Source organism: Glycomyces algeriensis (assembly GCF_027622855.1).
Lineage (GTDB): Bacteria > Actinomycetota > Actinomycetes > Mycobacteriales > Micromonosporaceae > Glycomyces > Glycomyces algeriensis.
Genome location: NZ_JAPZVR010000018.1, coordinates 1 through 24,352, shown reverse-complemented (window position 1 = coordinate 24,352; position 24,352 = coordinate 1). Strand labels below are relative to the sequence as shown.

At 70.0% G+C, this 24,352-nt stretch carries 18 protein-coding genes, 1 tRNA gene and 2 pseudogenes; 9 read left to right on the top strand and 12 right to left on the bottom strand.

Annotation, left to right across the window (positions count from 1 at the left end; translation table 11 throughout):
- Window positions 1–95 precede the first annotated feature (95 nt).
- From nhaA to O2L52_RS22030, 3 genes are all read right to left on the bottom strand, one after another.
- Window positions 96–1,979, bottom strand: a complete 1,884-nt coding sequence (gene nhaA, locus O2L52_RS22040; RefSeq protein ID WP_270118263.1) for a Na+/H+ antiporter NhaA — start codon at window positions 1,977–1,979, stop codon at window positions 96–98.
- 43 nt (window positions 1,980–2,022) lie between these two features.
- Window positions 2,023–3,462, bottom strand: coding sequence for an alanine/glycine:cation symporter family protein (locus O2L52_RS22035; RefSeq protein ID WP_270118262.1), 1,440 nt, complete (start codon window positions 3,460–3,462; stop codon window positions 2,023–2,025).
- Window positions 3,463–3,716: 254 nt separating this feature from the next.
- Window positions 3,717–4,139, bottom strand: a complete 423-nt coding sequence (locus tag O2L52_RS22030) for a Fur family transcriptional regulator (protein WP_270118261.1) — start codon at window positions 4,137–4,139, stop codon at window positions 3,717–3,719.
- Between the two features lie 155 nt (window positions 4,140–4,294).
- Here O2L52_RS22030 and O2L52_RS22025 point away from each other — a divergent pair, with 155 nt between their 5' ends.
- Window positions 4,295–5,764, top strand: coding sequence for a catalase (locus O2L52_RS22025; protein ID WP_270118260.1), 1,470 nt, complete (start codon window positions 4,295–4,297; stop codon window positions 5,762–5,764).
- Between the two features lie 449 nt (window positions 5,765–6,213).
- Here O2L52_RS22025 and O2L52_RS22020 read toward each other — a convergent pair whose 3' ends face one another.
- Complete coding sequence (locus O2L52_RS22020) at window positions 6,214–6,813, bottom strand: transposase (RefSeq protein ID WP_270118259.1); 600 nt, start codon at window positions 6,811–6,813, stop codon at window positions 6,214–6,216.
- 89 nt (window positions 6,814–6,902) lie between these two features.
- On the opposite strand from O2L52_RS22020, the gene O2L52_RS22015 reads away from it, so the two are divergent.
- Window positions 6,903–7,685 carry a sulfite exporter TauE/SafE family protein gene (locus tag O2L52_RS22015; protein ID WP_270118258.1) on the top strand — a complete coding sequence of 261 codons (783 nt, stop codon included), beginning with the start codon at window positions 6,903–6,905 and terminating at the stop codon, window positions 7,683–7,685.
- On the opposite strand, the gene O2L52_RS22010 is transcribed toward O2L52_RS22015, so the two are convergent.
- Window positions 7,682–8,779: a calcium:cation antiporter gene (locus tag O2L52_RS22010; RefSeq protein ID WP_270118257.1), complete on the bottom strand. Its 1,098-nt coding sequence runs from the start codon at window positions 8,777–8,779 to the stop codon at window positions 7,682–7,684. The two genes, O2L52_RS22015 and O2L52_RS22010, sit on opposite strands and share 4 nt — an antisense overlap.
- 164 nt (window positions 8,780–8,943) lie before the next feature.
- Here O2L52_RS22010 and O2L52_RS22005 point away from each other — a divergent pair, with 164 nt between their 5' ends.
- Window positions 8,944–10,323, top strand: coding sequence for an aldehyde dehydrogenase family protein (locus O2L52_RS22005; RefSeq protein ID WP_270118256.1), 1,380 nt, complete (start codon window positions 8,944–8,946; stop codon window positions 10,321–10,323).
- A gap of 3 nt (window positions 10,324–10,326) precedes the next feature.
- On the opposite strand, the gene O2L52_RS22000 is transcribed toward O2L52_RS22005, so the two are convergent.
- The 3 genes from O2L52_RS22000 to O2L52_RS21990 all read right to left on the bottom strand — a co-directional run bounded on the left by O2L52_RS22000 (window position 10,327) and on the right by O2L52_RS21990 (window position 14,273).
- Window positions 10,327–10,803, bottom strand: coding sequence for a MarR family winged helix-turn-helix transcriptional regulator (locus O2L52_RS22000; protein ID WP_270118255.1), 477 nt, complete (start codon window positions 10,801–10,803; stop codon window positions 10,327–10,329).
- Window positions 10,804–11,034: 231 nt separating this feature from the next.
- Window positions 11,035–13,104, bottom strand: coding sequence for a serine/threonine protein kinase (locus tag O2L52_RS21995; protein WP_270118253.1), 2,070 nt, complete (start codon window positions 13,102–13,104; stop codon window positions 11,035–11,037).
- 134 nt (window positions 13,105–13,238) lie between these two features.
- Entirely contained in the window at window positions 13,239–14,273 is a 1,035-nt protein-coding gene (locus O2L52_RS21990) for an SAM-dependent methyltransferase (protein ID WP_270118252.1), read from the bottom strand.
- Between the two features lie 247 nt (window positions 14,274–14,520).
- Here O2L52_RS21990 and O2L52_RS21985 point away from each other — a divergent pair, with 247 nt between their 5' ends.
- From O2L52_RS21985 to O2L52_RS21975, 3 genes are all read left to right on the top strand, one after another.
- Window positions 14,521–15,702, top strand: coding sequence for an NAD(P)/FAD-dependent oxidoreductase (locus tag O2L52_RS21985; RefSeq protein WP_270118251.1), 1,182 nt, complete (start codon window positions 14,521–14,523; stop codon window positions 15,700–15,702).
- Between the two features lies 1 nt (window position 15,703).
- Window positions 15,704–16,639 (top strand): sigma-70 family RNA polymerase sigma factor, encoded by a 936-nt coding sequence (locus O2L52_RS21980; protein WP_373897006.1) that lies wholly within the window; start codon window positions 15,704–15,706, stop codon window positions 16,637–16,639.
- 129 nt (window positions 16,640–16,768) lie between these two features.
- Window positions 16,769–17,569, top strand: coding sequence for a hypothetical protein (locus tag O2L52_RS21975; protein ID WP_270118249.1), 801 nt, complete (start codon window positions 16,769–16,771; stop codon window positions 17,567–17,569).
- Between the two features lie 143 nt (window positions 17,570–17,712).
- Here O2L52_RS21975 and O2L52_RS21970 read toward each other — a convergent pair whose 3' ends face one another.
- Window positions 17,713–18,915 carry a helix-turn-helix domain-containing protein gene (locus tag O2L52_RS21970; protein WP_270118248.1) on the bottom strand — a complete coding sequence of 401 codons (1,203 nt, stop codon included), beginning with the start codon at window positions 18,913–18,915 and terminating at the stop codon, window positions 17,713–17,715.
- Between the two features lie 508 nt (window positions 18,916–19,423).
- Here O2L52_RS21970 and O2L52_RS21965 point away from each other — a divergent pair.
- Entirely contained in the window at window positions 19,424–20,794 is a 1,371-nt protein-coding gene (locus O2L52_RS21965; RefSeq protein WP_270118247.1) for a serine/threonine protein kinase, read from the top strand.
- A gap of 412 nt (window positions 20,795–21,206) precedes the next feature.
- Window positions 21,207–21,827 carry a response regulator transcription factor gene (locus O2L52_RS25340; protein WP_309299863.1) on the top strand — a complete coding sequence of 207 codons (621 nt, stop codon included), beginning with the start codon at window positions 21,207–21,209 and terminating at the stop codon, window positions 21,825–21,827.
- Here the strand turns inward: O2L52_RS25340 and O2L52_RS21955 are convergent.
- The 3 genes and pseudogenes from O2L52_RS21955 to O2L52_RS21945 all read right to left on the bottom strand — a co-directional run.
- Window positions 21,823–22,107: pseudogene (locus O2L52_RS21955) on the bottom strand (SDR family NAD(P)-dependent oxidoreductase); the annotation flags it as partial. The gene O2L52_RS25340 and the pseudogene O2L52_RS21955 overlap by 5 nt on opposite strands.
- 19 nt (window positions 22,108–22,126) lie before the next feature.
- A pseudogene (locus O2L52_RS25510) lies at window positions 22,127–22,556 on the bottom strand (aldo/keto reductase); the annotation flags it as partial.
- A 108-nt stretch (window positions 22,557–22,664) separates the two neighbouring features.
- Window positions 22,665–22,741: transfer RNA gene (locus tag O2L52_RS21945), tRNA-Phe, on the bottom strand.
- A 247-nt stretch (window positions 22,742–22,988) separates the two neighbouring features.
- Here O2L52_RS21945 and O2L52_RS21940 point away from each other — a divergent pair.
- The gene (locus O2L52_RS21940) at window positions 22,989–24,236 is read left to right on the top strand and encodes a glycoside hydrolase family 27 protein (protein ID WP_270118244.1); all 1,248 of its coding nucleotides are present in this window, start codon (window positions 22,989–22,991) and stop codon (window positions 24,234–24,236) included.
- Window positions 24,237–24,352 lie beyond the last annotated feature (116 nt).

The window sequence follows — 24,352 nt, the reverse complement described above, 5'->3', positions numbered from 1 at the left end:
CCTGCTCCCCCCCCCCCCGCGCCCCCCCCCCCCCCCCCCCCCCCGCGGGGGGCGCGCCCCCCGGCCCCCCCGCCCCCCGTCGTCGTTGATGCGGACTACGTCAGGGCGTCGGCCGCGGCCGGGTCCGAGTCGCGCAGGAACTGGGCGCAGCGGGCCGCCTCATCGGATTCGCCGATGGCCGCCGCGGCGCGCGAGAGCTGGTGCAGGGACTTGAGGAACCCGCGGTTGGGCTTGTGGTCCCACGGGATCGGGCCGTGGCCCTTCCAGCCGCTGCGGCGCAGCTGGTCGAGGCCGCGGTGGTAGCCGGTGCGCGCGTACGCGTAGGCGGCGACGTCGTCGCCCGACTCCAGGGCGTTCTTCGCCAGCCGGGCCCAAGCGGCGCAGAACCACGGGTAGCGGCGCACGGTGTCCTCGGGCGTGTGCTCGTCGAGGAACTTCCTGGCCTCGGTGTCCTCGGGCATCTTCGTCGCCGGAGGCTGGGACATGAGATTCTGCGGAGCCAAGACGGCGTCCCTCCAAAAGTCGGGTCTCACTCTAGGTTCGAGTCGCTGTGAACAGCAGTGGGCCAAGCCTAACCCCGCGTTGGCGGCGTCCTCCACAGCCCGCTCGTCCTCGTCGGCGTCGTCGGGCTGCGCGGTCTTCGGGGCGGCCAGGTGCACGGCGAGGGCGCCGAGGAGGGCGGCCAGGAACGACGCGCACAGGACGCCGATCTTGCCCTCGTCGGTCAGGAGCGCGGCCTCCCCGCCGCGGAACGCGAGCTCGGTGATGAACAGGGCGACCGTGAAGCCGATGCCCGCGACCATCGCGATCGCGGCCAGGAGCGGCCAGGTCGTGCCGGTCGGCATGCGGCCCCAGCCGAGTTTCACCACGACCCACGTGACCGCTGTGATGCCGACGAGCTTGCCGACGACGAGGCCCAGGATGATCCCCAGCGTCACCGTGGAGGTCATCGCCGTGGCGAACAGGTCGCTGGAGAGGGCCACGCCCGCGTTCGCGAGCGCGAACAGCGGGAGCACCACGAACGAGGAGAACCGGTGGTTGCGGGCCTGGACGCGCTCGGTCGGGGGCACGGCGTCGCGCGCGAACTTGACGAGCTGCTCGGTCTCCTCCGCGGTGAGCCCGTCCTTGGCCATCTCCTGCGCCCGCTCATGGGCGATCTCGGGGTCCAGCAGCGGCCGGGCGGAGATGATCAGGCCCATGACGACGCCCGCGACGGTGGCGTGCACGCCCGACTCGAGCATGGCGACCCACAGCAGGACACCGATGACCAGGTAGACGGGCCCGGACCAGACGTTGAGGACGCGCAGGAGGATCGCGAGGGCGATGAGCCCGCCGGCGGCCCCGAGCCACGCCATGGAGACGTCGTCGGTGTAGAAGATCGCGATCACCGCGATCGCGCCGAGATCGTCGACGATCGCGAGGGTGAGGAGGAAGATCCTGGCGGCCGAGGGGATGCGGGAGCCGAAGAGGGCGAGCACGCCGACCGCGAACGCGATGTCCGTCGCCATCGGGATGCCCCAGCCGCCCTCGCCCGCGGTCCCGGCGTTCAGGGCGACGTAGATGAGCGCGGGGGCGGCCATGCCGCCGATGGCGGCGGCGATGGGCGGCACCGCGTTCCGCGGGTTCGAGAGCTCACCGGAGACGATCTCGCTCTTGATCTCCACGCCCACGACGAAGAAGAAGATGGCCATCAGGCCGTCGTTGATCCAGTCCTGCAGCGTGTGGTGGAGCTCGAAGTCGCCGAACGCGAACGTGATGTCCAGGCCCCACACGGCCTCGTAGGAGGCCGCCCACGGCGAGTTCGCCCACAGCATGGCGACCACGGCGCAGACCACGAGCACCACGCCCGCCGCCGGCTCGATCTTGAGGAACTCGGCGGCGGGGCGGCCGACGTAGCGGGCGAGCGACCGTCGCGAGTAGAGGAACGCGGGCTCGGAGCGCCAGATGGGTGACTTCCACGGTTCCTTCGACTGCGTCATACCGGTGAGCCTATCGAGGCGCCTGCGACGACTCGGCGACTCCTCATTTTTCGGAGACCGGCGCGACCGCCGCGGTCTCGGGCTCCCACACCTGGAGTCCACTGAGGCCGGGCACGGACTCGCGGGTGAAGACCGGGTCGAGCCCGGCCTTGCGCTGGCGGTCGTAGTCGCGCAGGACCTTCACGACCACGCCGGTGAGGCCGAGGACCGCGATGAGGTTGACCGTGGCCATGAGGCCCATGGTCACGTCCGCGATGCTCCACACCGTCTCGAGCGAGGCGACGGAGCCGAGGAGGACGAGGCCGACGACGATGACGCGCAGCGCGCCGACGGTCCACCGGTTGTCGCGCAGGTAGCGGATGCTGGTCTCGCCGTAGAAGTAGTTGCCCACCACCGAGGTGAAGGTGAAGAGCACCAGGATGAGCGCCATGACCTGGAGGGCCCAGCCGCCGAGGGTGGCGTCGACGCCGCGCGTGACGAGGTTGACGTTCGGGTCCCCGTACACCGGGTTCGTGGTGAGGATGATGAACGCCGAGATCGAGCAGATGAAGATCGTGTCGAAGTAGACGCCGAACGCCTGCGTGAGGCCCTGCTTGACCGGGTGGCTGACGGTGGCGGTGGCGCCGGCGTTCGGGGCCGAGCCCATGCCGCCCTCGTTGGAGAACATGCCGCGGCGCACGCCCTGGATGATGACGGTGCCGAGCGCGGCGCCCGCGAACTGCTCGAAGCCGAACGCGGAGCCGATGATGTTCGCGATCGCGCCGGGCAACTGGTCGGCGTTGATGATGACGATCGCGGTGCCCAGGCCGAGGTAGACCAGGGCCATCGCCGGGACGGCCAGCTGCGCGAAGTGCGCGATGCGCTGGAGCCCGCCGAAGACCACGAACGCGGTGACCACCGCGAGGACGATCGCGATGATCCAGGTCGTGGTGTCGCCGGTGGCCACGCCCATCCCGTCGAGCGAGTCGTTGACGGCGCCGGTGAACGTGTTGGCCTGCACCATGTTGAAGGAGAACGGGTACGTGAAGATGAGGATGACGGCGAAGACCGCGCCGAGCCAGGGCGCCTTGAGGCCGTGCTTCATGTAGAACGAGGGCCCGCCCTTGAACCCCTCGGGGGTGCGCTCCTTGTAGACCTGCGCGAGCGTCGACTCCGCGAACGCGGTGGCGGCCACCGTGATCGCCATGATCCACATCCAGAACACCGCGCCGGGCCCGCCGATCGCGATCGCGGTGGAGACGCCCACGATGTTGCCGGTGCCCACGCGCGCCGCCGAGGAGATCGCGAACGCCTGAAACGCCGAGACCTTGCGGTGCCCCTCGGTGCCCTCGCCCGGGTCCTCGCGCAGGCCCCTGATCATCTGCGCGAACAACCGGAACTGCACGCCCCTGGTGAGGACCAGGTAGAGGAGGCTGGTGACGACGATGAGCGGGATGACCACCCAGGCCCAGAACTGGTCGTTCCAGGACAGCAACTGGTCCACTTCGGACTCCTTCGGTCGGGCGCGCGAGCCTGCGGCCTGCACGTGGGCGATCAGGCTCGGCCTGAACCTAGCGTTTCCGCCGGGGGTCTCGCTGGGAATCCGGGGCGAGGCGGCCCCGCGACCGTATCGGAGCAGAACGGGACAAGGCAAGCCAAAACGACGAGCGAGACCGTTTCGTCACCGAAGCGCGACTGGAGCGCGACAGTCCGGCCGCGCCGGTGCCGCTCGATGGAGCTCGATCGGGCTTGCGCCCCTTAGGAAGCGGCTGCCTGGCACTCGGGGCACAGGCCCCGGTACGTGATGGACGCGCGAGTGACGCTGAAACCGTGGCGCTCGTCGCCGGGGAGCCAGTCCACCGGGTCCGCCATGGCGTGCACGTCCTTCATGAGCCCGCAGCCCTCGCAGATGAGGTGGTGGTGCTCGTGGTCGGCGTTGGGGTCGTACCGCTTCGAGCGACCGTCGAGGGTGAGCTCGAGGACCTCGCCGAGGGCGACCATCTCGTTGAGGGTGTTGTAGACCGTGGCGCGCGAGAGCTCGGGCATGCGCTCGACGGCGCGCTCCAGGATCTCCTCGGCGGTGAAGTGCACGTGGGAGCCCTCGAGCGTCTCGGCGATGACACGCCGCTGCGGAGTGATGCGCCAGTTGTGGCGTCGGAGTCGGGTAACGAGGTCGCTCATACGGTTCTCTCACGCGGTCGGGGCATTGAATACCACTCTAGCAGGCGAAACACTGTGGCACTACTTACCCGGGACTGGTTCTTTGTTTAGACATAGTCTAAGCTAGGATCGAGTCTTAAACAAACAGAGTCGTGAACAGCTAGAAGGGCCTCCGCATGAGCGAGCAGTTCGACAACACTGCCGGGCCGCTGACCACCGAGTCCGGCGCGCCGATCTCCAGCAACAACCAGAGCGAGGCCGCCGGCGTCGGCGGCCCCCTGCTCATCCAGGACCAGGTCCTGCTCGAGAAGCTGGCGCACTTCAACCGCGAGCGCATCCCCGAGCGCGTCGTCCACGCCCGCGGCGCGGGCGCCTACGGCACCTTCACCGTGACCGCCGACGTCACGAAGTACACGAAGGCCAAGTTCCTTTCCCAGGTGGGCAAGGAGACCGAGACCTTCCTGCGCTTCTCCACAGTGGCCGACTCCCTCGGCGGCGCCGACGCCCGCCGTGACCCGCGCGGCTGGGCCCTGAAGTTCTACACCGAAGAGGGCAACTACGACCTCGTCGGCAACAACACCCCGGTGTTCTTCATCCGCGACGCCATCAAGTTCCCCGACTTCATCCACACCCAGAAGCGCGACCCGTACACCGGCTCGCAGGAGGCGGACAACGTCTGGGACTTCTGGAGCCTCTCCCCCGAGTCGGTCCACCAGGTGACCTGGCTCTTCGGCGACCGCGGCATCCCCGCGTCCTACCGCCACATGGACGGCTTCGGCTCCCACACCTTCCAGTGGGTCAACGAGGCCGGCGAGCAGTTCTGGGTCAAGTACCACTTCAAGACCGACCAGGGCATCAAGAACCTCACCCAGGACGAGGCCAACCGCCTCGCCGGCGAGGACCCCGACTCGCACCAGCGCGACCTGCGCGAGTCCATCGAGCGCGGCGACTACCCGTCCTGGACCGTGCAGGTCCAGATCATGCCCGCCGCCGAGGCCGCGAGCTACCGGTACAACCCGTTCGACCTCACCAAGGTGTGGCTGAACGAGGACTACCCGCGCATCACCATCGGCAAGCTCGAGCTCAACCGCAACCCGGACAACATCTTCGCCGAGGTCGAGCAGTCGATCTTCTCCCCCGCGCACTTCGTGCCGGGCATCGGCCCGTCGCCGGACAAGATGCTCCAGGGCCGCCTGTTCGCCTACGGCGACGCGCACCGCTACCGCGTCGGCATCAACGCCGACCACCTGCCGGTGAACCGCCCGCACGCCACCGAGGCGCGCAACGGCAACCGCGACGGCCAGGGCTACGACGGCCGCCACGGCCGCCAGAAGAACTACGAGCCCAACTCGTTCGGCGGCCCGTACGAGACCGGCCAGCCGCTGTGGGGCCCGACCCAGCTCACCGGCACGACCGGCGAGTGGGAGACCCCGAAGCACGCCGAGGACGACGACTTCGTGCAGGCCGGCAAGCTCTACCGCCTCATGACCGAGGACGAGCAGGACCGCCTCATCGCGAACCTCTCCGGGTTCATCGCGAAGGTCACCCGCGAGGACATCATCGAGCGCGCCATCGCGAACTTCGCGAAGGCCGACGAGAACTACGGCAAGCGCCTCGCCGCCGCCGTAGCGGAGCTGCGCAAGTAGTAGAGAGCGGAGCTGCGCAAGTAAGAGAGGGCGGAGCTGCGCAAACAGCACGGCCGAGCTGCGCGAGCAGCAGATCGCGGAGCCGCGAGGCTCCGCACGCCAGACGCGTTGAGAGCCGCGGGCGGGGAGTAGCCGCCAGGCCCGCGGCTTTTCGACAGCGGCCCGGCCCGGTGCGCCCGCGAGGGACGCCGGGCCGGGCCAGACCGCCCGGTCGGGGCCTTGGGAAGGGCACCCCGGCCGGGCGTTTCGCATGCCTGCGGAGCGACCGGGCCCGCCCGCGCGAACCGGACCCGTCGGCCCGCCCGCGCGAACCGGACCCGTCGGCCCGCCCGCGCGAACCGGACCGGTCAGGACACCGGCGCGGCGGCCGGTCCGCGTCCGTCCCGCCCGGGTCCCGGACGCGAAGCGGCCCGGCGGTTCGCACCGCCGGGCCCGTCCGCTTCGCGGGGCTAGTCCTCCAGGACGCGCCCGCACTCGCCGCATTCCGGCGGTTTCTGGCGAGGCACCTCGATGAACTCCTCGGCCACGATCCACAGCTTCCAGCGGCCGTCCGGCTCGCGGTTGACGGTGATCGAGGTGATGTCGTCGCGGCTCGGCCGCTCCAGGCCCCACATGATGTCCAACGGCGCCTTGTGCTTCGCGAGCTTCACCTCCCGCCCCTTGAGGTAGTAGCCGGCGCGCGAGTACACGAGCTGCGTCTGCTCGCCGTGCTCCTTCGGCACCGGCTCGCGGCTGCGGCCGTTGAGGAACGAGTGGTACTCGGTGTGGAGCTGCCGGGCGATCTGCTGGAGCGGCACGGACGAATAGACCTTCACCCACCGGTTCGCGGGCAGGTTCTTCCACTTGGTGAGACGGGCCGAGATCTCCGCGTACGAGATCTTCTCCCCCCTGGCGCGCCATTCGCGCTGGAACACCGAAAGCGACCAGTTGTACACGGCCCGAACCGCTTCCAGCGTCTCCTCCAGATTCCGCCGCTGCTGCTCATCGGGGTCGAACGTATACTCGTAGCCGCGTTTCACCAAGTGGGTCATAGGCTTCGTCATGTCCATGACCTGTTGATATCAGACGATTACACTCCGACACGTGTTCCTCACCTCATCGGCGTGTCTGCCAGCCGCGCGGCAAGTAACTTGGCGTGGTGCCCTTCGACCTTGACCCCGGCCTGTTCGCCCTGCTCATCGCCGCGGCGATCTTCGCCGGATGGGTCGACGCGGTCGTCGGCGGCGGCGGCCTCATCCAGCTCCCCGTCCTCCTGGTGGCCTTTCCCACAGCGCCCACCGCGCTCATGCTGGGCACGAACAAGATGGCCTCGGTCTTCGGCACCGCCACTTCCGCGATCGCCTACTCCCGCAAGATCAAGCTCGAGCACCGCCTGCTCTGGCCCACCGTCGGGCTCGCGCTCCTCGGTTCCGGCGCGGGGGCGCTCGCCGCGCTCGCGGTCTCCTCGGAGGCGTTGAAGCCCATCATCATCGCCATCCTCCTCGCCGTGCTCGTGCTCGTCGTCGCGAAACCGCAGCTGGGCCTGGAGCCGAAACCGGAACTGCACACCCGGTGGCGCGCCGCGGCCGTCATGGTCGTCTGCGGCCTGGTCATCGCCTTCTACGACGGCATGATCGGCCCCGGCACCGGCATCTTCCTCGCCGTCGCGTTCACGACGATCCTCGGCATGGACTTCCTGGCCGCCGCCGCCCACACCAAGGTCGTCAACGTGACCACCAACCTCGGCGCGCTCGTCGTCTTCGCCGCCCAGGACAACGTCTGGTGGCTGCTCGGCGCCGTCATGGGCCTCGGCGCGATGCTCGGCGCCTGGTTCGGCGCCCACACCGCGATGTCCAAGGGCAGCAAGTTCGTGCGCATCGTCCTCGTCGTCGTGGTCCTCGGACTCCTCGCCCGCCTGAGCTGGGACGTCTGGACCCGTTAAGGGTTGATCGCGAGGAACAGGTACGCCGCGAGCAGCACCAGGTGCACGCCGCCCTGCAGGCGCGTCGCCCGGCCGGGCACGATCGTCAGGACGCTGACCACCACGGTGAGGCCCAGCAGCACGATCTCCGTCGAACTCAAGCCCAGCAGCAGCGGGCCGTCCATGAAGAACGAGGCCACCGCGATCACCGGGATCGTCAGGCCGATCGAGGCCATCGCCGAACCGTAGCCGAGGTTGATGCTGGTCTGGATGCGCTCGCGCGAGGCCGCGCGAATCGCCGCGATCGACTCCGGCAGCAGCACCAGCAGCGCGATCGCCACACCCACCGACGAAGCCGGGAACCCCGCCGCGAGCACCCCCGCCTTGATCGCGGGCGACTCCATCTTCGCCAGCCCGACCACACCCACGAGCGCGACCATGAGCATCACCAGGCTCAGCAGCGCCGTCCGCCCGCTCGGCGGGTCGGCGTGCTCCTCCTCCTCGACCACCCCGTCAGGGGTGACCGGCAGGAAGAAGTCGCGGTGGCGCACCGTCTGGTTGAACACGAAGAGGCCGTACAGGATCAGCGACGCCATCGCCGCGAAGACCAGCTGCGAGGTCGAGTACTCGGGCCCGGACTCGCTCGTCGTGAACGTCGGCAGGACCAGGCCCAGCGTCGCGAGCGTCGCCACCGTCGCCAGGGCCGCCCCCGAACCCTCCGGGTTGAACAGCGTCACCCCGTACTTGAGCGCGCCCACGAGCAGGGCGATGCCCACGATGCCGTTCGTCGTGATCATGACCGCCGCGAACACCGTGTCCCGCGCCAGCGTCGAGGACTCCTCACCGCCGCCGGCCATCACCGTGACGATCAGCGCCACCTCGATGACCGTGACCGCCACCGCCAGGACCAGCGAACCGTACGGCTCCCCCACCCGGTGCGCGACGACCTCCGCGTGATGCACCGCCGCCAGCACGGTGGCGATGAGCGCCACCGCCGCCACCGTCACCCACACCGCCCCGAGCTCCCGGCCCCAGACCATCGCCAGCACCGCGATCCCCAGGATCGGTGCGATCACGGTCCAGGAGAGCAGCGGGTTTCTCTTGACGGCGGCCATGGGCGCATGGTTTCACAACACGGGACCCAGGTCCGTGCAGTTCACGGATCGGATGGAACCGCCCACAAACCGTTGAACGTCCCCATTGTCCCTGGCAGCATGGGAGGGTCGCGGGCGACGAGCGCGGCCTTCCGGTTCCACCCGACAGGCCCTAAGCTCAAGGCATGACCGGCAACGAGATCCACTCCACGGTCGAGCGCCTGCGCTCGCACTTCGCCACGGGCCGCACCAAACCGCTGCCGTGGCGGCTCGAGCAGCTCAAGGGCCTCGACCGGATGGTGCGCGAAGCCGGAGACGAACTCGCCGACGCGCTCCGCGCCGACCTCGGCAAAGCCGCGCCCGAGTCGTTCCTCGCCGAGATCGACTTCGTGGCCGCCGAAGTGCGCGCCCTGCGCAAGCACCTGCGCACCTGGTTCCGCCCCAAGCGGGTCTACACGCCGCCGCACCTGCAGCCCGCGAAGGCGTACGTGCTCCGCGAACCGCTCGGCGTCGTCACCGTCATCGGCCCGTTCAACTACCCCGTGCAGCTCCTCCTCGCCCCGCTCGCGGGCGCGCTGGCCTGCGGCAACGCGGTGGTCCTGAAACCGAGCGAGGCCGCGAACACGACCGCGGCCGTCCTCGAGCGGCTCATCGGCGAGTACCTCGACCCGGACGCGGTCGCGGTGATCCAGGGCGGGCCGAAGGCCACCGAGGCGCTCCTAGGCGAACGGGTCGACCACATCTTCTTCACCGGTTCGGCGCGCGTGGGCAAGATCGTCGCGAAGGCCGCCGCCGAGCACCTCACCCCCGTCACGCTCGAACTCGGCGGGAAGAGCCCGGCGATCGTCGAACCGGGCGCGGACCTCGCGACGGCCGCGCGCCGCATCGCGTGGGGCAAGTTCATGAACGCCGGGCAGACCTGCATCGCCCCCGACTACGTGCTCGCCGTCGACGGCGTCGGCCCCGAGCTGGAGAAGCACCTCGCCGAGGCCGTGCGGGAGATGTACGGGCACGCCCCGGCCGACAGCCCCGACTTCGGCCGGATCATCGACCAGCGCTCGTTCGACCGGCTCGCCCGGTTCCTCGACGAAGGCCGGCTCGTGTGCGGCGGCGGGCACAACCGCGACCAGAAGTACATCGCGCCCACCGTGCTGGCCGACATCACGCCCGAGGACGCCGTGATGGGCGAGGAGGTCTTCGGGCCGATCCTCCCGATCCTCACCGTGGACACCCTCGACGACGCGATCGCCTTCGTCAACAAGGGCGAGAAGCCCCTCGCGCTGTACGCCTTCACGAACTCGGACCTGACGCGGCGCAAGCTGCTCACCCGCACCGCGTCCGGCGCGGTCGGCTTCAACGTGCCGATGGCGCACATCGACGTGCCGGGCCTGCCGTTCGGCGGGGTCGGGCACTCCGGGCTCGGCGCCTACCACGGGAAGACCTCGATCGAGACGTTCAGCCACGCGAAGTCGGTGCTGGACAAGCCGCTCGCGCCCGACACGATGCGCGTCGTGTACCCGCCGTTCACCCAAATCAAGGAGCAGGTGCTGCGGCGCCTGCGCTGAGTCCTAGGCGTCGCCCGCGAGGTGGGCGTTGATGCGGCCGAGCAGCCGGAACAGCTCTTGGCGCTCGGTCCCGCTGAGCGGGGCCATGATCCGCTCGTTCACGACTTCGAGGACCGCGTCGAGTTCGGCGAGGCGCTCGCCGCCGGCGTCGGTGAGGGTGATGACGTTGCGGCGCTTGTCGGCCGGGTCGGGGGACCGCCGGATCTGGCCCGCGGCTTCGAGCTCGTTGAGGACCGCCACGAGGTCGCTGCGGTAGACGCGGGTGCGGTCGGCGATCTGCGACTGGCTGGAGGGCCCGAACTCGGCGAGCGCGGCGAGCACCACGAAGTGGTCCCGGCGGGCCCCGACCTCGGCGAGCGCGGCGCCGGAGACCTTGCCCATCTGCGCGCCGGTCATGCCCATGAGGCGCTGGATCTGGCGCTTGAGGCGCTCGGGCGTCTCGTCGCCCCGGTCGAACCGCAGTTCAGCGTCGGTCTCCATGCATGCAGCCTACCGCAGTGACGTTAGCGTGACTAACGATGCATCGCCGGGGCATGAAAACAGGCCCTGGCCGGCGTCACCGCCGGCCAGGGCCCATACCCCTCGAAGACAAGTCTGGAATGATCATACCAACCCACTTGCGCGCGCTATAGGCGGGCAGGCGGGCACGGGATGCTCACGCTCCCAACGGTTTTGTAGCCTTCCGCGAAGCGCGCCTGTCCACTTCGGAAACTACAGGTACCGCCAGCAGACCGTGTAGGCGTGGTCGGGGAAGTCGTAACTCTCCCAAGTGCTCCAGCCGTCGTCGCCGCACCAGTCCAGGTTCTCGTACTCGTCGATCCGGCCCGTCACATACGTGTTGGCGTCGTCGCAGTCCGCGAAGTGGAACAGCGCGGTCCCGGCGTCCGGGTCGCCGCTCATCGACATGCAGTCGTCCTGCGACGCGTACCCCATGTCGTCGGGGTAGATCATGCTCAGGCACAGCACCACGTCCAGATAGGTCTGCGCGGTCGTGAACGTGTAGTTCTGGTTGTAATACGCCGACTCCGAGCAGGACGCCGGATCGCTCACGCCCTCAAGGCGCTCCAGCACCTCGAACGCGCCCTCCTGGCAGTCGATCGGATACCACTCGGAGACGCTGTCGTTCGGACCGAACACGCACTCGCCGACCTCCGCGTGGTACGCCTCCCCGTTGGCGTGCAGGAAACTCAGGCACAGCACCAGGTTCCCCTCCGAAGAGGAGACGCTCGTCGTCATGTTGTCGACCCCGTCGCACGAGGCCAGATCCGTGGTGTCGTGGAAGACCTCCACCACCTCGAAGCTCCCGTCCTCGCAATAGGACGGTTCGAGGTCGGCGGTGGTCTCGTCGCCGTAGTCCCAGAAGCAGTCGCCGACAGCGGCGTTCACCACCGGGTCCGTCTCGGTCTCGACCGGCTCGGAGGTCTCCTCGCCGCCCCCGCCGGTGTCGTCGCCGGTGGCGGTCCCCTCCGTAGCGCCGTCGCCGCCCGCCAGATCCGGGTCCTTCTCGTCGTTCCCGCCCAGGTTGGGGAGGATCACGACCAGCGCGATGACGACCACGGCCAGCACCGCGAGCACCGCGTACATGACCGTCCGGTCCGGCTTCTGCCCCTGCGGCGGGTAGTACGGACCGCCAGGCGGCAGCACCGGCCCGCCCACGGGCGCGTACCCCGGGCTCGGGGCGTATCCCGGCGCGGACGGCGCGTACCCGGGCTGCGCCGCCGGAACCGGCGAATAGCCCTGCGGCGCCGACATGTTGTACGACGCGGGCGGCTCGGGCGCGTAGCTGATCGTCGACGGCTCCGACAGGCCCGGCTGCGACCCGGCCTGGACGATCCCCGGACCGAACATCACGACAGTCCGGTTGGGACGCACCTGGGTGTCCCAGCCGTGGCGGCGGGCGAGGTCCGCGACCTCGGCGCGCTGCCGCTCCTCGATCGCGGCGACGGCCGGCGGCCACGGCGCGGCGAGCGGCTCGCCGATGCGCAGCACGAGCTCGGCGGCGCTCACGCGCTGGTCGGCCTGCTTGCGCACGCACGGTTCGACGAGGTACCGCAGGGCCTCGGGGAGGCGCTCGAGTCCGGCGTCGCCGTTGACGACGCGGTTCATGACCTCGTACAACGCTTCGGAGTCGAAGGGGTTCGCGCCGGTGCTCGCGGTGATGATCGTGGTGCCCAAGGAGAACAGGTCGGACGCGGGGCCGACGGGCTGGCGCGTCACCTGCTCGGGCGACATGAACGCGGGCGCGCCGATGACCGCGCCGGTCTGGGTGATCGAGGCGTCGCCGCCGGCCTCCTCGGTGATGCGGGCGATCCCGAAGTCGATGAGGCGCACGCCGTCCTCGGTGAGGATCACGTTGGAGGGCTTGAGGTCCCGGTGCACCACACCGTAGGAGTGGATCTCGGCGAGCGCCGCGGCCAGGCCGTGCATGAGGCGGCGCGCGGACGCCTCGTCCAAGGGCCCGTTCGCGCTCAGCGCCTCGGCGAGGGTCGGGCCGTGGAAGAACTCGGACGCGAGCCAGGGCTCCGGCGCGTGCTCGTCCGAAGCGAGGACGGCGGCGGTCCAGCGGCTGGCGGCGACTTCGCGGGAGGTGATGACCTCGCGGCGGAACCGGTACCGGAACTGCGGGTCGTGGAGGAGGTGCGGGCGCATGACCTTGAGCGCCACCAGCTGTCCGTCGCCGGCGGCGGCGAGGAGGACACGGCCCATGCCTCCCTCGCCGAGTTCGGCGAGGACCCGGTAGGGCCCGATCTCCCGCGGCTCGTCATCGCGGAGTGGCTTCATGCGACGGCTCCTGAATTCGGCGGTTCCCCAATGATTCGCAACGCTAGAACCCCCCGTCACAACTCTGTCATGACAGGGCGGGAGCCTATATCCCCAATTCGGGCCAGGAATGCCGGTGGCCGAGCCGCCGCGCCTCAGCCGAACCGGCGGAGGACCACCGTGAGCTCGTTCCGGTTGTGCCGCAGCTGACGCGCGAACTCGATGTCGTACGCGGCGCCGAGGATCGCGAACGACTCGTCGATCTGCTCCAGCACATGGTGGCTGCCGGTCTTCAACGTCGTGACGGCGGCGCCGTAGGGGTTGAGGAGCCGCGCCGAGTCGACCATGAACCGGCTGGAGCGGTCCGGGCTCATCTTCATGTCGTTCACGATGAGGTCGAACCGGTCCTTGGTGTCGCGCAGGAAGTTCCCCGCGGTCGTCCGCTCGTGGACGACATTGGGGAGCTTCAGGACGCGCGGGTCGAGGTCACCGGGGTCGACCGCGGTGGTGCGGTACCCGCGCTCGGCGAGGATCCGGGTCCAGCCGCCCGGCGCCGCGCCGTAGTCGAGCGCGCGCCCCTTGGGCTCGACGCCCGCGTCGATCGGGTGGGCCTTGAACAGCTCCTCGAGCTTGAACTCGGCGCGGGAGACCTGCTCGGGGGTCTTGGAGAGGCGCACCTCGCCGCCGGGCCAGGAGGAGAGGCTGTCGGCCACCCGGTTGACGCCGACGATCGCGGTCTTGGGGGTGAAGCAGATGGAGACCGCGACGGCACTGCCGGTGCGCGTGACCTGGTAGCCGCGGTCGATCAGGACCTGCGCGGCGTTCTCCCAGGCGTCGTGGCGGCTGAACTTGTAGGCGGTCTTGCCGCTGAGCCAGATCTGCAGGGAGACCTCGGGCCCGGCGTGGAACTCGCGCACGGCCGGGTCGAGGAAGTCGATGACCGAGTCGAGGCCGGTAGTGGCGTGGTCGTACTCGGCGACGACGTCGGTGAGGTGCCGGGGGAAGACCAGCGGCACCTGCCGGGCGAGGGCCGCGACGTCCTTCGCGGTCGTGTGCGCGGCCTCGAGGACGGCGGACTCCTCGCCCACGCGGCGGACCTCGACGGCGTCCTCGACGTGGCGGAGCAGCTCGTCCTTGGCGACGGGCCAGGAGTCGGCCGCCACGGAGAGCAGGGTCTTGCGTGTTGCCATGCCGGTTCCCTCGGTGATCGGCGGACGCCCGCCGCGAGTCGGGGACATTCGCGACCAGTGTAGGCGCACCGTCGACCGCCCTGAACCGCGTCTGCAAGCAGTCCGTCAACGCCCTGGACGAAGACACCCGAGGCAGGCTCCACCGAGCCTGCCCGCTCCTCGCGTGAGGTGCTTCACCGGTCGGGACTGTCAGAGTTTCGCGCGCCGCCTCGTTCTAGGGGCACGCGAACCAGACAGGAGCACCGCCATGAAGCACCGCATCGTCGTTCTCGGCGCCGGGTATGCCGGGGCCCAAGCCGCGAACCTGCTCGCGCGCCGTATCCCGCCCGAGGACGCCGAGGTCGTCCTCGTCAACGCCGAATCCGGATTCGTCGAGCGGATGCGCCTTCACCAGGTGGCCGCAGGGCAGGACCTCGAACCCCGCCTCCTCGCCGCAATGTTCACCGGCACTGGCGTGGACCTGCGCATCGCCAGTGTCACCGCTGTCGACGCCGATGCCCGCACGGTAGCCCTCGACCACCCCGACGGCCGGACCGAGATCCTCGGATACGACACGCTGGTGTACGCCCTCGGCAGCGCCGTGAACGACAACGGCGTCCCCGGTGCCGCCGAGCACGCCCACCAGATCGCGAGCCGACCCGGCGCACTGCTCCTCCGAGACCGCCTGCGGTCCCTGGCGGAGGGCTCGCACCTCCTGTTCGTCGGCGAGGGCCTCACCGGCATCGAAGGCGTCACCGAGACCGCCGAGTCCTATCCGCACCTGGACGTCGCCCTCGTCGCACGGGGTGAACCCGGCGCGTGGCTCTCGGCGGGCGCGCAGCGACATCTGGCCCGCGCCTTCGACCGCCTCGGTGTCACCGTCCTTCCCCATACCGCCGTCGCCCGCGTCGAGCCTGGAGCGGTCATCACCGAGGACGGGACCGCGATCGCCGCTGATGCGACCGTGTGGACCGGCGGATTCGCCGTCCACCCAATCGCCGACGCCAGCGCCCTGTCCACAGCCGACAACGGGCAGATCCTGGTGGACCGGGATATGCGGTCCGTCTCGCACCCCGAGGTGCTCGCGATCGGGGACGCCGCGCGGGCCGTCGCGAACAGCGGACTGGCCCTGCCGATGTCGTGCTACACAGCAGGCGTCACCGCCATGGCCGCGGTCAACACCCTCACCGCGGCGCTGACGGGACACCGAGCGCTGGCACTGCCGCCGATCCACTACGGCAACCACATCAGCCTCGGACGGCGCGACGCGATCATCCAGGCACTGAACGGCGGGGTCCGGTCATTCGGCTGGTACCTGGGAGGACGGACGGCCGCACGGCTCAAGGAGGCGGCCCTGCGCAGCGTCGCACGCAACGTCGACGGGGCGGACCTGCAGCTGCCCGTCCGGGCCCGGCGGGTGCGGGCCCGGCCGGCGCGGGCGACGACATAGGTTGGAACGCATGGACGCCGACGTCTTCGAGGCCGGACGCGACCGGCTGGCCTCGCTCGCCTACCGCCTCCTCGGTTCCGCCGCCGACGCCGAGGACGTCGTGCAGGACGCGTACCTGCGATGGCAGGCGACCGACCGAGGCTATGTCGAAGTGCCCGAGGCGTGGCTGACGAAGACCGTGGCGAACCTGTGCGTGGACCGCCTCCGGTCCGCGCACCACCGCCATGAACGCCCGGTGGACACGCTGCCGGAACCGCTCCTGGAAGGCGACCCGATGCTGGGCCCGGCCGACACCGCCGTACAGCGCGAGTCGGTGTCGATGGCGGTGCTCACGCTGATGCGGGACCTCACCGCGCACCAGCGCGCGGCCTATGTCCTCCGTGAGGCGTTCAAGTACAGCCACAGTGATATCGCCGAGATGCTCGACATCACCGAGGCGGCGAGCCACCAGCACCTCCACCGGGCGAGGGCCCGGATCGGCGCCGGGAGCCGCGCGGACCGGGAGGTCGACCCGGATGAGGCACGCCGCGTCGTCGAGGCGTTCTTGTCCGCCGCCGTCTCCGGCCGCACCGACGAACTGGTCGCGCTCCTCACCGATGACGCCACAGCCGTCTCCGACGGCGCGGGACTTGCAGCGAAACTCCTGGAGCTTCCCTCTCCCCAGAGCATGGCCGCCGCATTCCGTGCCTTCGCCAAGCCCACGGACGCCAAGCGGCGGATCCTGGGCGGTGCACCCGCGCTGCACACGGCGGTCGTCAACGGCTCACCCGCGATCATCGCGGCACTCCAGGACCGCGTCGTCGCCGCGGCGGTCTTCGAGTTCGACGGCTGCAAGGTCGCCCACGTGCACAGCCTCGCCGCCACCTCCCGGCTGCGCCGACTCGATGCGCGCTGGCGCACGGCCGACCACGGCGAGGCCGTGGTCGAAGCATGGTGACGCCGTCCCGGTGAGCGCCCGCCGCCAGGCGTTCGCCTCCTGCTCGTCGCCGAACCCCAGTCCGAACCCGGTCCTCGGCTAGGATCGACGGGCTATCGAAACCCCCGCGCGATGGGATCAGATCTCGCAATGTCCGGCACATCGTTCAGCGGCCAGCGCATGGAGTCGCGAATCGGTTCCTTCCTCGGTCCCGAACGCACCTCGATCCTCGTCCGCCGCATGCGGATCAGCGGGGCCTGCCTCGGGATCGCCCTCATAGCGGTGTCCGTGGTCCTGGGAACCATGAACGGCGGCTTCGAGTGGACCGACTACCACAGCTCGACCGCCCGCAGCAACGGCGGAACCGGGCTCTCCTGGGAGGGCTCCGGCGTCGTGTTCGGGCTCGTCTTCCTGATCGGCCCCCTCGGTTTCGGTTACGCGCTCCGGGCCGGCGCGGGTGACCTGCTGTACCTCAACGGCACCGAACTGACCGTCGTGAAGCCCGGACGCCGCGCACCGACAGTCTTCGACCTCGCCCGGGTCCGTTCGGAAGTGCGCCTTGAGAAAGTGCCCGGTACGCGGCCGGGCAGCGCCGAAGCGCGCGAGAAGGTCGGCAGCCACCGGCCGGTCCTGGTGCTGCTCTCCGAGACAGGCCGCCGCGAAGCCGTCATCGAACTCGCCGACCAGCGCAGCCGCGCCATGCGCCTCTCCAACGAGACCCGGGCGCTCGAAGCCGCCCTGCGCTGCGGCGCCGACCCCGCGACCCAGCACGCCGCGGGCCAGCTCCGCACCCTGCTCCGATGGACGAGGCTCCCGGTCATCCACGACGCCGCCCCCGACGCGATCCCGGCGAGCCCGGAAGACGCGACATCAGCGCCGATCCCGCGAACCCGTGTCGCCAGCGGTGTCGAAGGACCGGAGATCGAGGTCGCGGGACCAGGCCGCTCCTGAGCGGACCGGTGGAAAGCCCACCGAACGGAGCCGACCCCGGTCCGCAGACTGCCGCCTTCTCCGACCGGTCGGCCATGACCTGCAACACGGCGCAAAGGTCACCTGTTCTGCCTCCCTGGCACCCAGTTGCGCGGAGCTCGGTGTCAGGTCCAGGATTGCGGTGGGAGTTGGGTCCAGGCGTGGCAGGCCGCGACGAGTTCGGCGCTGTCGCCGGGGTGGGTCAGGAGCTTCCCGGTCGCCTCCTCGATGCGCCGCAGGCGGTGCCGAATGGTGTTCGGGTGGCAGTGCAGGATCGCCGCGGTGTCCGGCGTCGAGCCACCCGAATCGATCCACGTGCGAAAGGTCGTCAGGAGCAGGTCCCGGCGATCGGCCGGCATCTCGAGGAGGCTGCCGAAGATGGTTCGCGAAGTCTCCTGCGCGGCGCCGGGCGCGGACGCGACGAGCACGTTCATGGGGCTGTCGCGGAACTGCTCGACTGCGACGGCCCCCGAATGCCGCTCCAGGACCAGTTGCGCCAGTCCCAGGCCCCAGGGAGCGCGCCGCAGTGTGGTGAAGATCGGGCTGACGCCGATCGGCCCTGTCGCGCGGTCCTGGAGCACCTCGAGCACCGCCGGCATCCGGGCCTGCTTCTCCAGTGACAGCACCCCGACGAGCGCCTCCCGGGTCAGCTGCCAGACCGACCCCACATTGACCGCGGCCATCCTCGCGTCCGCCTGCGGCAGCGGGTCCTTGCCGAGCACGGTCGCCGCCGCGACGACGACGAACACGCCCTCGATCGGCAACCGCAGCCGGCCCGCGACATCGACCACCATGGCCGGTCCGATGTCACCGGACAGCAGGACGTTCACCAATGCCGTCCGTTCGCGCTCCCTGGTGAGGAGCAGGTGCTGCGCCTCCTCCCGGTACGCGTGGATCACCGTGTCGCCCACCAGGTTGTGCAGGGTGAACCAGTTGCGGGTGAGGTTCACGACCGCGTCCGACGGGATCGCGGGCGGCCTGCGGGCGACCTCGATGATCGCCTCCAGTGCCACGTCGTAGCCCAGCCGGAACGAGGAGAGCAGGTCCGCCAGCGGCAGGCCCGACTGCGCCCGCAGGCGACCGGTCTTGGCCGGCGAGGACAGGTCGAGCCGGCAGGTGGTCAGCTGGTCGAACGCGCTGACGGTGTTGACTCGGCAGTTCTCCGCGACCACCTCGTGAGCAGCGACGGCGCCGGTGGCGTAGATCGGGATCTCGGCGAATATCCGGTCGGCCATCCGCTCGGCGAGAGCCGGAAAGCCGTCGCCGATCCTTCTCACGACCTCCGCTGCTGCTGTGCGTGTCGACTCGAACGGCACTTCGATTGCCACTTCACCTTCATGGTCGGGGTGTGTCAGGGAACAATGCGGTGCTCGAGATGGTGTGCTTGCCGCCAATAACCGAACTCCCGCTCGCTCGTCAATGTATAGGGCAGCGGGTGCGGGCGCCGGACACGCCGAGTCGGACCGCTTCGGCCCGGCGGGTCACGTCGCACACCGACCAGCCGGGGGATCAGCGGTCGAACCGGCCCGAGCCCGCCACGCTCCGAAGCCTCCGCCGGTCCCGTAAAACCACCCGGCAGAGGGAGGGCCCGCCGCATTCGTCAGCGCCACCAGCGCGCCAGCGACGCCGCAGGGCTCCCATTCGGGTGAACACCGAGGCGACCGATGCGGCGGGATCGGGACGGAACATGTTGCGCGCCTGCGCAACAGCTCCCACTCGGCGACCGTCCGGCGACCAGACCATCGGCGGCATTGCAGGTAACGTCCATGGCCATGCCGATCGTCGGTCCGCGGACGAGCTCCCACTTTTCGACATCGGCATGCTGAGGAGACAGTTGTGAAATCTGGAGCACTCGTCGCCGGGCGGTACCGCCTCGACCGGCCCATCGCCGCAGGCGGCATGGGCGAAGTCTGGCGCGGCTTCGACCTGATCCTCGAACGCGCAGTGGCGGTCAAACTGCAGCGCCGCGGACTCGGCTCCTCCCTCGGCGGGAGCGACCGTTTCGCGCGAGAGGCGAAGATCCTCGCAGGACTCAGCGGCCCCGGACTGCCGGAGGTCTACGACTACGGCGAACACGTCTCCCGAATCTGGACCGAGCGTTTCATCATCATGGAACTCATCGACGGCACTCCACTGGCGTCCCTCATCCACGAGCGGGGACCGCTGACCCCCGACGAGACCCTGCGCCACCTCACCGCCGCCGCGGACGCACTCGCCATCGCCCACGCACGCGGCGTCGTCCACCGCGACATCAAGCCGAGCAACCTGCTCGTCGAACCCGGCGGCAACCTGCGCATCGTCGACTTCGGCATCTCGCTCGCAGAAGGCGACGCCCGCCTGACCTCGGCGGACGACATCATGGGCACCACCAGCTACGTGTCGCCCGAGCAGATCAGCCGCAACGAGGCCAGCGGCGCCTCCGACCTCTACGCGCTCGGCGCGGTCGCCTACGAATGCCTCACCGGCAGGCCGCCGTTCACCGCGGACGACCCGCGGGAGGTCCTCCACAAGCACCTGCACGATGCGCCGCCGCCCCTGCCCGAACACATCCCGGAGGCGGTCGCCGCGATCGTCGCCCGCTGCCTCCGCAAGGAACCGGACGAGCGCTGGCCGACGTCGGACGACCTCGCCGCCGCGTGCGCGTCTGCGAGGCTGCGATCCACTGCGGTCCCCCCGGTCGGCGTGCGCACAGGGTCGCGGCGGCCGAAGCGGGCCGCGATCGTGGCAGCGGCGGTCCTCATGCCCGCTCTGATCGCGGGCGTGTCGATGTCGCACCCTTGGGCTCCCGCCGGCACCGCGCCGCCGGCCGGGCCGGTCGCGCTCAGATCTCAGGCCGTACCGCTCGCCACCGCCGCCATCACCGTCAAGGGCGCCGACGAGCCGACCCAGCCGACGCCGGCGAGCACCGCCGCGCCCACCCCGGCTCCCGGCACGGTCATGGCCTCGCCGTTCCCGACCTCGAGCGCCCAGCAGCCGGCCCCGACCGCGGGGCTCCTGCCGAACGTGACCGGCATGGACGCCGCCGAGGCGCGATCCCATCTGCAATCGCAAGGCTGGGCCGACGTCCAGGTGGTGTCGACGCTCCTGTTCGCCGGCGCCCAGCCGGACGGCTGCGAGATCGTCTCGCAGCAACCTGAACCAGGCCGCACCGTCGGCTACGACCAGTCCGTCGAGATCGCCTACTGGGGCCTCCACGACTGCGCTTGAGCGTCGACCGCGTCCACGGAGTCCGCAGGTGAGGACGAATCGGACTCGAGGGAGGCGGCCCCGACCCTGGCACCACGCCGCCACCGACTCGCCTTGCGGGCTCCAGTAGCGGGACTGTTCCCGGCGACAACCGAACGGTCGAAACGCTGTCCCGGGCGCCAACGACCGGACGCCCGCTGAAGCGTAAATCTATGTGGCGTGACGCTTCGGCGCCGAACAGTCTGCGGCCGTAGCAAATCGCGCTCGCGCGCGGACGCCCCGCGCCCGCAGCACCTTGGACGCGTTCGAAGCGCCCTCAGACGACAGGATCCGCATTGTTCCCCGCAGCTCAGCCTCCGCGCAGCCACTGCCCGCCCGCCGCCCGCCGAATCCGCCCGTGCGATCGCACTCCTCCGGGAAAGGACGGCTCACGGTGAGAAGCTTGATCGTCGGACTGGCAACGGCATCCGCGCGGGATCAGATAGGCGCCTGCGCCGAGTTCATGGGCATCGCAGGATCGGTCACGGCCGTCGCCGACCTGCCCGAGCTCTTCGAGGCGCACCGGCGCGCCCCGGCCGACCTCATCGTGGCCGACCTCGCGTTCACCGGCACCGATCCGATCGTGTTCACCAGCGCCATACACGCCGAATGCGAGTACACCGAGGTGGTGCTGACCGGCCCGATCTCACCGTTCACCGCTTCCCGGGCGATGGCCTCGGGAGCGAAGGCGCTGATATGCGGCTTCAGTTCCGAACCCGACCAGCTCACCGCCTCCGTCGCACGCTCGATCATCCTCACCTACCCCGGCGCGGTCCGCGCCGCCGCAGCAATCCCGTTGCAGGCCAAGCAAATAGTGCGCGACCGGTTGACCGACAGGGAAGTCCAGGTGCTGCGGGCCATGAGCGAAGGCAAGTCGAACGTGCAGATCGCCGCCGAACTGTTCCTCTCCGTCGACACCGTCAAATGCCACGCCAAACGCCTCTTCCGCAAACTCGACGTCCACGACCGCGCCCACGCCGTCGCCGAAGCCTTCCGCTCCCGCCTCATCTGCTGATCTCTTCGAAGAAGCCTGCGTAGAAGTTCCCGGCGTTGTTGACGAGCACGTCGATGCGGCCGAACCGCTCCAATGCCGCGGCGGTCACGGCGTCGGCGGCGGCCTCGTCGGTGACGTCGAGCGAGACCGCGAGCAGGTGCTCGTGCTCGCCCAGTGCTTTCGTCACATTCGCCGCGTCGCGTGCGGTCGCGACGACCCGGTGGCCGGCGTCGAGGGCGGCACGGGCGATGTCGATGCCCATGCCGCGCGCGGCTCCGGTGATGAACCAGCTCCTATGCAGATTCGGCCCGGGGGTGTGGTCAGGAGTCGATTGCGGCCATGTTGGCCTCGTCGCGGCGCTCGCCTGCGGCGGGCGTCAGGTGGTTGAGCCGCTCGATCTGGTCCGCGGTGAGCGCGACGGCGTCGGCGGCAGTGTTCTCCTCGACCCGCGGGACGCGCATTGGTGCCCGGGATCGGGGCGATGTCCTCGCCTTGGGCGAGCAGCCACGCGAGGGCGGTCTGCGCCGGGGTCGCTCCGGCCTCGGCCGCGACGGCCTTCACCTCGTCGACAATGCGCAGGTTGCGCTGGAAGTTCTCAGCGGTGAAGCGCGGGTTGTCCCTGCGCCAGTCGTCGTCGGCGAGGTCCGCGGGCGAGGCGATCTGCCCGGTGAGGAAGCCGTGCCCGAGCGGCGAGTACGGTCGGTTTTTCGGCCCTGATGCTGCGCCGATTCGTCGCTGTCTCAGTTTCGGATCCTGAGATGCCGCCGCAACGGACATATGACGGACGGGTCGTCTGCCAACGGGCAGACGAAAGCCCCGCCTACTGCGCAAAGATGCAGTTCAACGGGGCTTTCTTTTTGGTGGCCAGGGCCGGGATCGAACCGGCGACCTACCGCTTTTCAGGCGGTCGCTCGTACCAACTGAGCTACCTGGCCAGGAGGTGCGTTCGCGCGCACCGCCGTGAACACTGTACAGCACCCCCGTCCACCTGCTCCAAGCGGTATTGCCGGGGCCGCGGCGGGCCCAGCCGCCGGCGCCAGGGCCGCCGCACTTCGCCCCGGTCGCCTCTTTCGCCTGATCAAGCGACCCGAATCCAAGGGCCGCAAGCCCTTCCGGAGGCGTGATCATGGGCGTCGGCATACGCGAGTAGCGTAATGGAACCCTACCCCCGAGGAGGTTTCTGTGACCCGACTCGCTGCCACGCCACCCATGGGCTGGAATTCATGGGACGTGTACGGGACTTCGGTGACCGAAGCCGAGATCCGCGCCAACGCCGCATTCATCGCCGAGCACATGGCCGGGCACGGCTGGGAGTACGTGGTCGTCGACATCCAGTGGTACGACCCCGCGGCCCGCGCCGGCGGCTACAACCTCGGCACCCGCCTCACCCTCGACGAATACGGCCTCCCCCAGCCGGCCCCGAACCGCTTCCCGTCCTCCGCCGGGGGCGCCGGGTTCAAACCGCTGGCCGACTACGTCCACTCCCTGGGCCTGAAGTTCGGCGTCCACATCCTGCGGGGCGTGCCCCGCCAGGCAGTCGCGGCGGACACCCCGATCAAGGGCAGCGAGTACTCGGCAGCGCAGATCCCCGACCGCGAGCGGGTCTCCTCCTGGGTCGACGACAACTGGGGCATCGACCACTCCCACCCCGGCGGGCAGGCCTACTACGACGCGCTGGTCCGCCAGTTCGCGGCATGGGGCGTCGACTTCATCAAAGCCGACGACATGATCGCGCCCTACTGGGAGGACGAGGTGGAGGCGTTCTGGCACGCGGTCGACCGCGCTGACCGCGACATCGTGCTCAGCCTCTCCCCGGGGATGAGCCTCTCCACCGAGCACGCCCTGCACCTGCAGGAGCACTCGCACCTGTGGCGAATCTCGGCGGACCTCTGGGACCGCTGGCGCGACATCGACGCCCAGTTCGACCTACTGCGCGACTGGGCCCCTTTCGCGGGCCCGGGCCACTGGCCCGACGCCGACATGCTCCCGTTGGGCCGCATGGGCATCCGCGCCGAAGTCGGCGAGCCCCGGCAGAGCCTGCTGACCCCCGACGAGCAGCGGACGATGCTCACCCTCTGGTGCATCGCCCGGTCACCGCTCATGGTCGGCGCGGACCTGCCAGGTTCGGGCGATGAAACGATCGAATTGCTGACGAACCCGGAAGTACTCGCGGCCCAGCGACACAGCGCGGGCGCCAAGGAGGTCTGGCGCGAGGGCCGGCACGTGGCCTGGGCCTCGGAGGACGGCGCCTTCGCAGCGGTCTTCAACCGCGGCGCAGACGCGGTCGAGCTGCACCTGCCGTGGTCGGACCTCGGGCTAGAACGCCCGAAGCTGGTGCGCGACTGCTGGCACCGCTCGGACATCGTGCCCGGAGACCACCTGCGGGCGAAGCTGCAGCCGCACAGTGCGGCGCTGTTCCGCTTGCGCTGAGCGGTCATCGATCCATAGACCGGCCTGCGGGGCCGGCTGGCAGTCGTTCCGATCTGGGCCGGCCTGAGAGGCCGGCGGTCAAGTATGTTGCGGGCGGCCGGGCTGGTGTGTCCGGC